The sequence below is a fragment of the Thermostichus sp. MS-CIW-25 genome (genome assembly GCF_054060015.1).
In genome coordinates, this window is the sequence record NZ_JBSSCS010000014.1 from 14,688 (window position 1) to 29,961 (window position 15,274).

General features: G+C 56.3%; 2 protein-coding genes, 1 pseudogene and 1 CRISPR repeat array (1 of these 4 running past the window's edge). Of the genes and pseudogenes, 1 reads left to right on the forward strand and 2 read right to left on the reverse strand.

Features of this window, described 5'->3' with window-relative positions:
* Positions 1-7,789: direct repeats of the CRISPR family, unit length 36 nt; unit sequence GTTCCCCCTTCGGGGGGATCCCTAGAAATTGGAAAC; it begins 738 nt to the left of the window's first position.
* Positions 7,790-8,238: 449 nt separating this feature from the next.
* A pseudogene (locus tag ACVWZ1_RS06915) lies at positions 8,239-8,892 on the reverse strand (metallophosphoesterase family protein); the annotation flags it as partial.
* A gap of 113 nt (positions 8,893-9,005) precedes the next feature.
* Between ACVWZ1_RS06915 and upp the strand changes: the two are divergent.
* Positions 9,006-9,641 (forward strand): uracil phosphoribosyltransferase, encoded by a 636-nt coding sequence (gene upp / locus ACVWZ1_RS06920; protein ID WP_414355913.1) that lies wholly within the window; start codon positions 9,006-9,008, stop codon positions 9,639-9,641.
* Between the two features lie 41 nt (positions 9,642-9,682).
* Here the strand turns inward: upp and ACVWZ1_RS06925 are convergent, their stop codons facing one another.
* On the reverse strand, positions 9,683-15,139 hold the full coding sequence (locus tag ACVWZ1_RS06925; protein ID WP_457502940.1) for a response regulator: 5,457 nt from the start codon (positions 15,137-15,139) through the stop codon (positions 9,683-9,685).
* Between the last annotated feature and the right edge of the window lie 135 nt (positions 15,140-15,274).

Below are 15,274 nucleotides of genomic sequence, written 5' to 3' on the forward strand. Positions count from 1 at the left end.
TGTGCCAATTGTTTTAGGCCGTTCCCCCTTCGGGGGGATCCCTAGAAATTGGAAACAGCTCAGTGGGATAAGCTCCCTTAAGCGCGTAGAAAAGTTCCCCCTTCGGGGGGATCCCTAGAAATTGGAAACACGACGTTGCGCGTGTCTCACGCAAAGATGTTGTCGTGTTCCCCCTTCGGGGGGATCCCTAGAAATTGGAAACGCGCGGCGTTGTGCACGGTGTGTCAATTGAGCCATAAGTTCCCCCTTCGGGGGGATCCCTAGAAATTGGAAACTTTGTTGAATTTCTGCCGCTTGCGTTCGGCACGCTGTGCCTTGTTCCCCCTTCGGGGGGATCCCTAGAAATTGGAAACTGTCGTTACCTTGGGTAATCCCCACAACTGTGAAACGACCGGCGGTTCCCCCTTCGGGGGGATCCCTAGAAATTGGAAACATTTACCCCAATACAGGGAGGAGCAGCTATGTACGAGTTCCCCCTTCGGGGGGATCCCTAGAAATTGGAAACCTGGAACTTTACCCAGCAAAAGTGGACGCTTCTAACTGTTCCCCCTTCGGGGGGATCCCTAGAAATTGGAAACAATGCGTAAACTCTCTAGAACGATGCCGGATTCAAGTTCCCCCTTCGGGGGGATCCCTAGAAATTGGAAACCCTCCCTCTCCCTCCTGAACAAGAGGAGTTAACTGAATAATCGTTCCCCCTTCGGGGGGATCCCTAGAAATTGGAAACATTGGGGTGGAAGGCTTCTGGGTGACCCTCGAAGGTAGTTCCCCCTTCGGGGGGATCCCTAGAAATTGGAAACTGGGTGTTGTTTCTCCTTAGTAAAGGGAGGTTAAAATGTTCCCCCTTCGGGGGGATCCCTAGAAATTGGAAACCTTTGAATGGGCTTGAGTTTTTCTGGAGTGATAATGTTCCCCCTTCGGGGGGATCCCTAGAAATTGGAAACCCCCCTCGCTTGAGTAACCTAAGAGTTTGTATAAGGGAGTGTTCCCCCTTCGGGGGGATCCCTAGAAATTGGAAACGGTCGGTGAGCCAGTCCATCATGGACATGGCTCCAAAACTGTTCCCCCTTCGGGGGGATCCCTAGAAATTGGAAACTTTAGGGTTTTGTAGTGCAAAGTGCAATTAGTCTTCGTGTTCCCCCTTCGGGGGGATCCCTAGAAATTGGAAACCAGGGACGTAGTCCAAGCGTCGGGAAGTTCACTGTCGTCGGTGGTTCCCCCTTCGGGGGGATCCCTAGAAATTGGAAACTGGAAGTTACCTCCCGAGGAGGACCTAAGTATGCCTGTTCCCCCTTCGGGGGGATCCCTAGAAATTGGAAACATTACTTGGCAGCCATCCGTCTCGTTCGTAGTTGTTCCCCCTTCGGGGGGATCCCTAGAAATTGGAAACAGTACCGAGCCACCCAACTCGGTAGCAGTGTAGAGCCGTCGTTCCCCCTTCGGGGGGATCCCTAGAAATTGGAAACTTGGACTAGCACTACCTCTTCATGGTGATCTAACGTTACTGTTCCCCCTTCGGGGGGATCCCTAGAAATTGGAAACGTCGTGGTTGCCATTGTAACGAAATACTGCGTAATAACGCTCAAGTTCCCCCTTCGGGGGGATCCCTAGAAATTGGAAACAGTTAGTTATTCTTGGTTACTGGGATAAAAAACTGGACTACGATGTTCCCCCTTCGGGGGGATCCCTAGAAATTGGAAACTTCTGCGCGCGCTCGTAGCTCAACGCTCGCCACGGGCCAGGTTCCCCCTTCGGGGGGATCCCTAGAAATTGGAAACAATAAGCTCGAAGCTTATCTGGATCGAATTGCTCAAGTTCCCCCTTCGGGGGGATCCCTAGAAATTGGAAACGAGATAGTGTTGTAATAAATTATCAAAGTTCAGTAGCTGTTTGTTCCCCCTTCGGGGGGATCCCTAGAAATTGGAAACCAATTAGCATTTTGCACTCCCTCCCTTAAAAGGGGAGTTCCCCCTTCGGGGGGATCCCTAGAAATTGGAAACGCTCCGACCTTCAGAGTCCAACCCCGGTAGAACGGGGGTTCCCCCTTCGGGGGGATCCCTAGAAATTGGAAACTAGCCGATTCAGACACAACTCAAAAGGAGCGAATAATGAAAGTAAGTTCCCCCTTCGGGGGGATCCCTAGAAATTGGAAACTACGGACAGCCTCCCAGTCGTCCTGCGCAGCTTCAAGTTCCCCCTTCGGGGGGATCCCTAGAAATTGGAAACCTCCAATCAAGGCAGGGAGTCACATTAACCTGCTCTAGTTCCCCCTTCGGGGGGATCCCTAGAAATTGGAAACAAATCTTATCTAAATAACCTGTATAAATACATAAAACTAGTGTTCCCCCTTCGGGGGGATCCCTAGAAATTGGAAACACACCCAGGTGAAATACCTGGGTGTGTTGGTTGGGGGAGGGTTCCCCCTTCGGGGGGATCCCTAGAAATTGGAAACTATCACAATCGGGGTCATAGGAATCCCCGATCCAATTGAGTGTTCCCCCTTCGGGGGGATCCCTAGAAATTGGAAACGTGAAAAAAGGCTTCCGCTGCAGGTTGGTACGGCTCTGGTAGTTCCCCCTTCGGGGGGATCCCTAGAAATTGGAAACTCCACGACGTGAAGCACGTCGTCACCTAGAACTAGTTCGGGTTCCCCCTTCGGGGGGATCCCTAGAAATTGGAAACACGAATAAGGGTAGCAGGGACTTTCATATGTACTCCTCCCTTGTAGTTCCCCCTTCGGGGGGATCCCTAGAAATTGGAAACGCCCACTCATAGAGCTGGTACGGCTCTAGAGTACCCCCATTGTTCCCCCTTCGGGGGGATCCCTAGAAATTGGAAACTGTTCGGACCCTGGGTTGAAGCTGATGGCTACGCAGAACGTTCCCCCTTCGGGGGGATCCCTAGAAATTGGAAACAGTGGGAATACCGTCGACGATAGCGTCCTCATGCAGTTCCCCCTTCGGGGGGATCCCTAGAAATTGGAAACAGGTGTTGTCCTTCCGTTTCAACAACAATGGCCGCGTTCCCCCTTCGGGGGGATCCCTAGAAATTGGAAACTAGTGCCCCTGCGCCCCTACCGATCTTCATTTAGGGTGTTCCCCCTTCGGGGGGATCCCTAGAAATTGGAAACTTGAGCGAGAGTCGGAGACGTTCGGTGTCCAGTTCTACGACCAGTTCCCCCTTCGGGGGGATCCCTAGAAATTGGAAACATTGAAACCCCTCGTAGATATCAAAGGACGGTGCAGTTCCCCCTTCGGGGGGATCCCTAGAAATTGGAAACAAGTTTAATTGCATTCAACACCGCGATTGCCAGAGTTGGCAGTAGTTCCCCCTTCGGGGGGATCCCTAGAAATTGGAAACAAGGGAGAGGTGGTTATGAAAATCAAATGGTCAAATGGCGAGTTCCCCCTTCGGGGGGATCCCTAGAAATTGGAAACTTCCGCGTATCATCTCCCTCGAGCTGGGTTATGAAAAAGACGTTCCCCCTTCGGGGGGATCCCTAGAAATTGGAAACGGGTGCATGTGGTAAGAACACATGCTCTACCACTATACCCTGTTCCCCCTTCGGGGGGATCCCTAGAAATTGGAAACGAGGGACGAATACGCGGTAGCGGTAGATTTGCTCGAGTTCCCCCTTCGGGGGGATCCCTAGAAATTGGAAACTTGATTGGCAACCCGTTGTTCCAGGTTTGCCAATACCAGTTCCCCCTTCGGGGGGATCCCTAGAAATTGGAAACCCTGTTGCCCAATCGGGCTGTGGAATGCCTTCTTCGAGTTCCCCCTTCGGGGGGATCCCTAGAAATTGGAAACCACAGGCAATTGCCCAAGTAGGGCAAGGCAGATCTTGTTCCCCCTTCGGGGGGATCCCTAGAAATTGGAAACGAGGATGAGGAACTAGCAGAACTTAAAGCCAAGTTGGGGATGTTCCCCCTTCGGGGGGATCCCTAGAAATTGGAAACCCTGCTTGTTGTGCACCTTGCGGAGCAGGCCCGCACGATGTTCCCCCTTCGGGGGGATCCCTAGAAATTGGAAACCAGCGATCGCAGAAGCGCTCACAAACCAAGTAGTGCAACGTTCCCCCTTCGGGGGGATCCCTAGAAATTGGAAACCAACAGGCGCCTCCTTGAGGGAGAACCCGTTAATCTTAAACGTTCCCCCTTCGGGGGGATCCCTAGAAATTGGAAACCTTCTACTTCATGGGACACTGGGTAGTGCTCCATGAAGGTTGGTTCCCCCTTCGGGGGGATCCCTAGAAATTGGAAACACTTCGACGGGGACCCCGTCAACCTTCTGTTGGCTAAGTTCCCCCTTCGGGGGGATCCCTAGAAATTGGAAACATCCTTGGCAGAGCCAAGGCATCCGCAGCAGAGCTGCGGATCCCACGGGGTTCCCCCTTCGGGGGGATCCCTAGAAATTGGAAACACTGCCCAGGAAGGGCTAGGAACATTGTCTACGAGTTCGGTTCCCCCTTCGGGGGGATCCCTAGAAATTGGAAACATCTGCTCCTTCGTGTACTTTGGCATAACTACCTCCCTGTTCCCCCTTCGGGGGGATCCCTAGAAATTGGAAACTCGCCGATTGTTTAACGGAAGACCTTACTTCCTGGCTTATGGTTCCCCCTTCGGGGGGATCCCTAGAAATTGGAAACTCGCCGAATTTGCACTCATAGGCCGCCTTGGCCATCTCGAGTTCCCCCTTCGGGGGGATCCCTAGAAATTGGAAACCTCTATGTGCCACCCGCACTATTTTGTGTTGGGTGGGTGTTCCCCCTTCGGGGGGATCCCTAGAAATTGGAAACATTCCCACCAGAGCTAAGCTACTCGGCAGCAGTAGAGGTTCCCCCTTCGGGGGGATCCCTAGAAATTGGAAACAACCGAGCGAGGAAATCGGGTGGGGCCAGGTAGCACTTGTTCCCCCTTCGGGGGGATCCCTAGAAATTGGAAACAATAACTAAACCTCCCCCTAAAGCACCCAGGTATTCCGTTCCCCCTTCGGGGGGATCCCTAGAAATTGGAAACCCACAATGCATATTGCATTTGAGGTGCTTTTATAGTTTCAGTTCCCCCTTCGGGGGGATCCCTAGAAATTGGAAACTCCAAAGGGACGTGGAAGAGGCTTATAATAAGCTAACGGCAGTTCCCCCTTCGGGGGGATCCCTAGAAATTGGAAACGAGAAATGTGCCTAATCGGTAGCTCCCCTGGCGGCGTTCCCCCTTCGGGGGGATCCCTAGAAATTGGAAACAATAAGCGTCCTGTACTTGCTGTACTACATACGCAGGAGTTCCCCCTTCGGGGGGATCCCTAGAAATTGGAAACGGGAAGACGTAGGCAAACGCCATCAGGGCCAGGGGCCCATCAGTAAGTTCCCCCTTCGGGGGGATCCCTAGAAATTGGAAACTAAGCTCTGTATCTAATGAGAGTACAGTTGCTTTGTGTTCCCCCTTCGGGGGGATCCCTAGAAATTGGAAACTCGCCAAAGATCTGCTGTGTAGCAGCGACCAAAGATCTTTTGGTTCCCCCTTCGGGGGGATCCCTAGAAATTGGAAACTAGTTATGGCGGGTTACCGGGATGTAGAAATGAACGAGTTCCCCCTTCGGGGGGATCCCTAGAAATTGGAAACCAATGGGGTCAAGATCAATGAAGGTCAGTGCCCACCTGAGGTTCCCCCTTCGGGGGGATCCCTAGAAATTGGAAACATCCGGGCATGCGTTCCCGGACAACCCTATCTGTGTAAGTTCCCCCTTCGGGGGGATCCCTAGAAATTGGAAACTCTCGTTCAGCCTGGTTATTGGTGAAGGGAACACCCTGTTCCCCCTTCGGGGGGATCCCTAGAAATTGGAAACCGACACTACCAGGGTTTACTTCGATGAAGATCGTGACAAAAGTTCCCCCTTCGGGGGGATCCCTAGAAATTGGAAACTCTCGAAGGCTGCCTTATTGGCAGCCTTTTTTTAGTTCCCCCTTCGGGGGGATCCCTAGAAATTGGAAACGGAGACAAATTAGAGAAATGTGTGAGGCAAAAGCCGCTATGTTCCCCCTTCGGGGGGATCCCTAGAAATTGGAAACGCCCGGGAAGGTCTCTGGGATGCTTCCAGAGTACTAGGGGTTCCCCCTTCGGGGGGATCCCTAGAAATTGGAAACTACCAAGCTTGGCGGCTTGGTACTGCAATGCTGCTCTGAGCGTTCCCCCTTCGGGGGGATCCCTAGAAATTGGAAACCTTCTTACGGAGGCTTCGTTTAACTTCACTGTTAAATTTGTTCCCCCTTCGGGGGGATCCCTAGAAATTGGAAACTTCTTAAACCTCCGTTAAGAACCCCCGTTTGTTCGAGTTCCCCCTTCGGGGGGATCCCTAGAAATTGGAAACTTTAGGAATTTTTGTAGTATTGTTAGAATGAGCCTCGGGGTGTTCCCCCTTCGGGGGGATCCCTAGAAATTGGAAACTTCAACCATTCTGAGTGCTTCCCGCACAACTTCTTCGTTCCCCCTTCGGGGGGATCCCTAGAAATTGGAAACCTTTCGGACTGCAAAGCTGCTCTTACGAAACAACTTGTGCAGGTTCCCCCTTCGGGGGGATCCCTAGAAATTGGAAACGCCGTGCAGTACGTGCGGCATATCAACTTAACACGGCGAAGTTCCCCCTTCGGGGGGATCCCTAGAAATTGGAAACAATAGACATATTGACCTCCAAAGAGAGAGAGATAGTTTTGTTCCCCCTTCGGGGGGATCCCTAGAAATTGGAAACAACTGAACCGAATTGGGATGCAACCTCAACTAGTTGATGTTCCCCCTTCGGGGGGATCCCTAGAAATTGGAAACTTACCACTGAAACTTACGGTGAGTCTCCTGATGGAATGAGAGTTCCCCCTTCGGGGGGATCCCTAGAAATTGGAAACCGTATTCATCAATGGGCAGAGATATTCTGTACCCACAAAGTTCCCCCTTCGGGGGGATCCCTAGAAATTGGAAACTTGCATGTTGTAGAAGTCTCTATCAAAGGCGGGTATAAGTAGTTCCCCCTTCGGGGGGATCCCTAGAAATTGGAAACCAGAAACCGCCATGTCTCCATAGCAGAGGACGGTTTGTTCCCCCTTCGGGGGGATCCCTAGAAATTGGAAACTTTACACGGACTTCAACAATGTGAAATACTTGCCCTTGGTTCCCCCTTCGGGGGGATCCCTAGAAATTGGAAACAACGGAAAGAGCAGTGGCGCATATACAAGCGCTTGCTCCCATGTTCCCCCTTCGGGGGGATCCCTAGAAATTGGAAACGTGCGGCTTTAGCCTGCTTACGCAGGGCTTTTACCGCTTGTTCCCCCTTCGGGGGGATCCCTAGAAATTGGAAACACGTTTCGAGGTCGGTGAGCCAATCAAACATTGGCCCAAAAGTTCCCCCTTCGGGGGGATCCCTAGAAATTGGAAACATAATACATAGTAGACCTCCCTTAACAGAGGGTAAAGAACGTTCCCCCTTCGGGGGGATCCCTAGAAATTGGAAACAACACCGAGGACCAACAGATCGCTATCTTGATACTGTTCCCCCTTCGGGGGGATCCCTAGAAATTGGAAACTTCGCTATACCCTCAAGTACACTTTGCATGTAGTTCCCCCTTCGGGGGGATCCCTAGAAATTGGAAACATTAATATTTTGTATGCCGGACCTGGTATATTAATGTTTGTGTTCCCCCTTCGGGGGGATCCCTAGAAATTGGAAACTTGGGGATTAGGATCTTCCCTTCCAGGAAGACTTTTTTGTTCCCCCTTCGGGGGGATCCCTAGAAATTGGAAAAGAATTGGAAAAGAAATTGGAAGCGAACTGAAACTGGGCCTGGTTATCAGGCGGGCAGCGAAAACAACGGCTGAAACGCTCCAGAAATCGGCCTGCTGGCTGGGGAAAGTCTGGGAAAGTGAGGTCTGGATCCCCGGCAGCCACCGCTGCCCAAAAGTAGCGCAATTGTGGGGCCAAGGCTTGTGCCTGTTCCAAAGGCAAATTCAGCGGTGCGGAGGTTAAAAACTTAACCACCGCTGGTTCGCTGCGCTGGGCCATCCACTCCCGGGAGAACGCTTGCAAATCGGGCCAATCGGGCAGGGATCCCACCCGGTAGCTCTGGATATGGACTTGGATTCCGGTCTCTCGATCCGACCGGATCTCGACAAGGCGGTAGGGGTGGGGAAAGCTGACCAAAGAGCCGGTGGTAATGTCGTAAACCCCCCCTCGTCGGGCGATGTGCTGGATGTGCAGATGTCCGGTGAACACCAGTTGCACCCCATAAGCTTGCAGCAGCCGCCGCAACTGAGAGGCATTCTCCAGCATGTAGCGACGCCCCCAGGGATGGAGAGACTGGCCGCGCAGATGCTCGACCACATTATGGTGCACCATCAGCAGCACCAGCTCTTCCTCGGCTGCCGCCAATTCTTTCTCCAGCCAGGTCAGTTGTTCTGGGGTTAGACACCCTACCAATTGACCCTGAGCATCAAAATGGTTGGAATTGAGGCCGATCAAACGGATCCCTGGCCGCAGAACCCGGCTGTAATCCAAAGACTGCCCATCCTCGTAGCCAAAAGCTCGGTAGTAGCGGGGAAAATCCGCCAAACCAATAGAGCGCCCGCTGGCCTCGGGCTGGGGCACATCGTGGTTGCCGGGCACCACAAAAGCCGGAAAGGGCAGTCGAGCCAGCCGCTCTGCCAGCCATGCATGGTTTTCCGGCTCCCCATGCTGGGTCAGATCCCCCGGCAACAGCAGAAAATCCAGAGGCAACTGCACCAGATGCTGCAAAACCTGTTCCAGAGCCGGGATGCTCACCTCTACCAGGTGAAATCGGCTGGGGTGATCCCAAAGGGTGGAAGGGAGGGCGACGTGGGGATCGCTCACCACAGCAAAGCGGATCTGCACGGATTACTCCCCTTGACAACAGCAAGCAGATAGAGCCTTCGGCCCACCGGGGGGACAAGCGCTTCTGCTATTCTGGCATCCATCACGGGATCCCTTTATCTCAGGAGCACAGCATGGCGGCCCAGGTGATTACCATCGATCACCCTCTGGTACAGCACAAGCTCAGCCTCATGCGCCGTGTTGAAACCACAACCGCCGACTTCCGGGCGCTGATGCGGGAGATCAGCCTCTTGATGGCCTACGAGGTGACCCGCGATTTGCCCCTCAAGCTGCAGCCCATTCAAACCCCGATGGCCCCAATGTTGGCGCCGATGTTGGCGGCAGAGAAAAAGCTGGTGCTGGTCTCGATCCTGCGGGCCGGCCAAGGGCTCCTCGACGGCATGCTGGAGCTGATCCCATCAGCACGGGTGGGGCATATTGGCTTGTATCGGGATCCCCATACCCTGATCCCCATCGAGTACTACTTCAAGGTGCCCACCGATATCGAGGATCGTGAGGTGCTGGTGGTGGATCCGATGTTGGCCACCGGCCATTCGGCAGCAGCGGCTGTGGCACGCCTACGCCAAACTCGACCCAAGTCGATCCGCTTCATTTGCCTGGTGGCCGCCCCAGAAGGGATCCGATATTTCCACAAACAGAACCCGGATGTGCCGATTTATACCGCTGCTGTAGACGATGGCCTAGACGAGCACGGGTACATCATCCCCGGCCTGGGAGATGCAGGGGATCGCCTGTTCGGCACCCGCTGATACAAGAGTGCCATGCCTACAGCACCCCGTCCAGAACTGCACTACTGTTGTGATTGGGAAGTTGGGTTAGGCGCCAACAACTGTTCTCCTCGCAGCATGCGGGCAGCAGCGCTGAGCAGCTCCTCTTCCAGATAGGGCTTGGTGAAGTAGGCAGTTGCTCCCAGTTCCCGTGCTGTTTGCCGGTGCCGTTCTGCCCCCCGCGAGGTGAGCATGGCAACCGGAAGATGCTTGAAGTTGCTGTCTTCTCGCAGGCGGGTGAGCAGCTCTAGGCCGTCCATGCGCGGCATCTCAATGTCGCAGAAGATAAGGTCGCAGGGCAGGCCGCCGCGCAGCTTTTCCCAGGCATCCTGGCCATCCCGCGCCTGTTCCACCCGGTAGCCCACCTTCTGGAAAGACATTGAGAGCAGCTCCCGAACGGTAATCGAGTCGTCCACGATCAGCACCGTGGTCTGACGCACCTCTTCCGGGGTCGGCTCCTCATCCCGGTGATCCAGCCAGAAGCGGTTGAGATCCCGACGGCGACCGTGGGCTATGTCCACCAGCTCGATGATGTCGGCAATCGGCAGCACCCGCCCGTTCCCCAACACCGTTGCCCCAGAAATGCCCGGCGGCTTGGGCACAGGCCCGCGCAGTTGCTTGATCACGATTTCCTGCTCTTCCACAAAGCTGTCCACCTGCAGAGCAACATACTGACCGGCACTTTGCAGGATGACAATGGGAATGATGCCCTCATCCTGAGTGATGCTGTACACCTCAGAACGGCTGCGGCTGTGGCTGCGGCTGTAGGCCAGCAGATTCGAGAGGGGCTGGAAGGGAAGGCGCTGATCCCGCCAGAGAATTGAGGGCCGCCCCTGCTCATCCGGCTGAACTTCGTCGGCAGGAACATCCAGCATCTCCTCCACGCCATCCAGGGGGAAGGCGATCAGGGCTTTGTCGCTGACACACACCATGGCCTTGGAGATGCTCAGGGTGAGGGGGAGACGGATGGTGAAGGTGGTTCCTTTGCCCCGCACAGAATCCACTTGGATACTGCCGCGCAGATCGGTGATGTTGCGGCGCACCACATCCAAGCCAACCCCCCGACCGGCCAGATCGTCCACTTCGCTGGCCTCGCGAACACTGAAGCCGGGGTGGAAGAGAACGTTGAACACTTCGTCCTCGTCGGCTTGTTCCGCCAGCAGCCCCAACCTTTGAGCTTTGGCCTTGACTTTCTCCACCGGGATCCCGGCGCCGTCGTCCGAGACGATGATGATCGTCTGGTTGCCCTGATAGAAGGCTTTGACGACGATCTTGCCCTCAGGGGGTTTGCCCGCCCGGCGACGCTCCTCAGGGGGCTCGATCCCGTGAACCAGAGCGTTGTTCACCAGATGGGTCATCGGGTCATAGAGCTCCTCCAGGATGGCCTTGTCGATAAGGGTGTCGCGTCCCTCCACCACCAGGCTGGCCTGCTTGCCCGTTTTGATGGAGAGATCCCGAATGGCGCGGGGCAAGCGGTCGGCAACTTGCGAGAAGGGCACCATGCGCGCCCGGTTCAGGCCCTCTTGCAGTTGGGTGGTCACCTGGCGAAATTGGCGGGTAATCTGCTCTGCCTCATCCACGGCAAACTCGATGTCGGAGGAGGACTCGCGCACCCGCACGATGAGCTCAATGATCTCCTGGGCCAGAGCGTGGAAGGCCGTAAACTGGTCCATCTCCAGCTTGTCGAACTCTTGGCCGGAGGAATGGCCGCGCCTGCCTCGGGTGGATCCCTCGCCATTTCGACCGAAGCCCACCGTCACCGTGCCGCCATAGGCTGAGCCGCTGCGGCTGGAGAACAAAGCCGATTCCAGCAAGGAGCGGTCATACTGATCCCGCATGCGCTGGCCCAGATCCCCTAGCTGTTGCACACGGCCCAACAGGCCATCCAGAAACTGGCGCAGACGGGTTTGGTTTTGCTCCATGCTGTTGCGGATGACCACCAACTCTCCCACCAGGTTGTTGATGGAGTCGAGGTGGCGCACCTCCACCCGCATCACGGGGTTGCTGAGGGCAGCAGTTCGCCGTGAAGTCGGCCCAGTTGCCGCCGGGGCAGCTGCTGCTGGGGTGGGGGTTGCTGGAGCAGCAGCGGCAACTGGCGGCGAAGGTGCTGGCTCCGCAGCAGGTGCTTGGGCAGGAACCTCGAGATCGCCCAGGAGCGATTCCAGCTGGGCTGCAAAGTCGTCAGCAGCCTCGCCGCTCGCGGCTGCAGGGGATCCCACAAGGGGGGCGATAGCCTTTTCTAGCTCAGGGGTTACCGCCGGCTCGGCAGCGTCGAAGAGGGCGGCCAAATCGTCCAAACGGGGAGCCCGAGCAGCTTCCAGCGCCTCTTCCTCTGGGGTCTCGGCCTCGCCAACAGGAACGGCTAAGGATTCATCCTCTGCAAACAGGCTGGCCAACTGGCTTTCCAGATCGTCCTCCGCAGGCTGGAGGGCATTTTCTTCCTCCAGTGCGGCAACCGGCGGCTCTGGCTCAGACACGGGCACTTCCGCCAGGCTGCTCGCTTGCAAAGCTTCTGTGTCCTCCAGGAAGGTGGCAAGATCCAAGGGGGGTTCTTCTTGGGGCGCTTCCCCTTCTGCAAAGAACTGGCTCAACTCATCCAGATCCACCTGGCTGTCGCTATCCATGGCCGAGAGGGATCCCCTGGCCCCCAGGCTCAGTTCTTCTGGGTCGGATTCCTGGGTGAATAGGGCATCGAGGCGGTCGAAGGAGATCTCCGGGGAAGGGGTGGCTGTCTCCTCAGCCGTGGGTTGCAGCTCCGCGAAAGACTCCTCCTGCACCGGGAACAGATTCTCCAGAAGCGCCCACTCTTGGGCTTCTGCTGTGTCCCCAGCTGCTGATTGGGTCAGGGGGATGGAGTCCCCATCGGACGCCTCCTCGAGGGTCTCGCCGGCGAAGAGATCCCCTAGGCTCAGCTCGGCTCCGAAGTCTGGAATTGGCGATTCCCTCGGCTCATTGGCCATGTCGGGCGACGTGGGGAAGGGTTCGCCGATAAAGAGATCCCCCAGTTGCTCAGCTTCGGCAGCATCAGCCTCAGCGATGTCCAGGGATGGGCCAAAAGAGGGATCCAAAAATACGGAAGGTTCACTTGCTTCCGGCATCGACCAAGCCGGATCGGCTTCTGCCGCAGGGGTGGAAAAAAAGCTCTCCAGGCTGTCTTCGGCAGTATCGAAGGCAGCAGAGTCAGCGGACTCTAAGGATCCCACCTCGTCGGATCCCGACTCTGCCAGATAATCTGCTGGGATGGAAAAATCCTCCGGCTGGATATCCGCGGAAAATTCAGCCCAAAGGTCTGCTGCGATTTCCCCGTCCTCAAGGGCTTCCTGAAGGGGTGGGGACGGTTCAGCCGCCCAAGGATCGGCCTCCGGCTCACCAGCGGGAACGGCCTCCAAGTCCGGAAGCTGAGACCCTTCCTGCCGGAAAGCACTCTCTACGGGAAGTTCCTCCAGCTCAAATAGGGCCTCTACCCCGGCACTTGCGGCTTCGTCTGGGACAAAGCCGGATCCCTCGCTCATGTCCGCAGCAGCGCTCCGGTCAGTCGGCTCCTGTCCAGCATCCCAGGCGAGCTCAGCAGAGACAAACCCCTCTGTCTCTTCACTCACCACTTCGGCAAACAGCTCCGCTAGATCTGCCTCGGCTCTCTCCTCGTCCAACCTTGGGCTCAGATCCTCAAAGGTCTGCAAGAGGGGCTCAGGAGAGGAGGGGATCAGCTCCGTTGGGAATTCTTCAATATCGGATAGCGCTTCTGCGTTGGCGAACAGCTCGTCAAAGGCCGAGGTGGCTTCTTCCTCCAGATCCAAGGGGGTGGCATAGAGCTCCGCTCCGCTAACGCGACCGAAGTCGTCCGCAACAGAGGCCAAGTCAGCTCCCTGCCCGTCCTCTTCTGGGCTTTCTGCCGGCACGGCAGCTGTCCTCCAGTCTTCCTCCCAAGCCGCTTCGGCTCGGATCCCTGGCCAACTCAGATCCAGATCCCCCTCTTCCGCGGGAGCAGATCGGTGCTCTGAATCTGTTCCCGCCAGCGGGACGGAGTCCTCAGCAGTGCCCACTTCCCAAAGGGATGAGGGCTGTTCCGCCGCCAGATCTCCGCTTGCCTCTGCGCTCTCCTGCTCCGGCGACAGGGCAGCTCCGGGCTCATCCTCTTGAAAGGATGTCTCAGCGAGGGTTACCGCTTCCCAGCTCAGATCGGGGGCAGCGCTTTCCTCCGCAGGGATCCCAGCAGCCGCAGCCCAATCCTCTGGGGCACCCCCAGGTTCTGGGAATGACGGCTCTGCCTCAGACCCCCAAGCCAGACCAAGCTCGAAGGGCTCAGGGACTTCTGGCTCTTCAGGGGCTGCCGGAACAGGGCGGAAAGCCAGCAACTCAGCCGAGGGTCGGATGGTGTTTGCCGCTCCGCCGGCCAGAGCTTGGTGCGCTTGCTTCAGATCTCGCAGCACCGGCAGGGCCAGTTGTCGCAAATCCTGGCCGGGATCCGCCAAAATCTCGCCGATCAAGCGGGTCAAATCTGTCCAGCCCCCCAGTTCCAGAGCCGAGGATTGCCCCAAATCCTGCAAAGATTGCGCCAACGCTTGCAGGGCCGGTCGAGTGGCTGGGTCGTCGGGACGTTTGAAGAGTTCCAACATCTGGCGCAACAAGGCCGGGATCTGCTGATGCACCACCACCTCAAGGGGATCCGGCGGGGCAGGAGGGGCGGCAGGGCGAGCCAATTGTTGCAATTCTGAAGAAGGGGCAACCTGCTCAGGCTTGCCGGCCAAGATAAGCTGCTGCCCTTGCTTCAAATCCCGCAAGGCAACCAAAGCCAAAGTTCGCAGGTCGGCATCGGGGTTGCCCAGGGCTTGCTCGAAGGTTTCCGTCAACTGTTGCCAGCCCGCCAGATGATGGACTTGCCCGATCTCCTTGAGAACGGCGTTCGCCGCCACCAAACGCTTTCGGACATCTGCCTGATCCCGTTGTTTAAACAGCTCCAGCATCTGGCGCAACTGCTGCGGCACCACCTCCGCCATGTCCTGCTGCAGGGTGCGAACCGCCGGCGGCGAGACGGGAGCTGAGACAGTGCCCTCGCCAAGAAGATTTTGAATGTGCCTTTCGGTCTCTTGAAAAACCGGCTCCAGTTCCGCCAGGGTGGTGTTGCTGACTTCCTGGGTGAGGCCGCGGGGGCTCTGCAGCTCCTCCAACAACATCGAAAGCCCATCAAAGGCCCGCAGCAGCAGGGTTTCCAGGTGCTGATCGACGGGCACTCCGCCTGGGCGAGAGCGAAAGATGTTGAAAAAATCTTCCATGCGGTGGGCCGTCCGTTGGATGCTGGTGAGGCCCAGCATGGCAGCTCCCCCCTTGATGGAGTGAGCAGCTCGGAACAGCTCGTTGATCAGCTCGGGATCGCTCATGCTGTCCCGCAGGCTGAGGAGCACTTGTTCAATCGTTGCCAAGTGGTCGCGGGCTTCTTCGATGAAATAACTGAGGATCCGCTTCTGTGCTTCTTCATTCATGGCAGGAGGCCCTTCCTACAGCCCACAAGTTTTCATTCAGTAATAACAGACCGGACAGGGTGAGGCTCGCCTGGGCGAAAAGTCCGGCCAACAGTTGCAACAGGGGGATCCCACTGCCATTGAAGAGCGGGGACT

Bases quoted from the DNA above. Each gene is read 5' to 3' on its own strand.
- ACVWZ1_RS06925 (WP_457502940.1), bottom strand. From the start codon at position 15,139: ATGAATGAAGAAGCACAGAAGCGGATCCTCAGTTATTTCATCGAAGAA.
- upp (WP_414355913.1), top strand. From the start codon at position 9,006: ATGGCGGCCCAGGTGATTACCATCGATCACCCTCTGGTACAGCACAAG.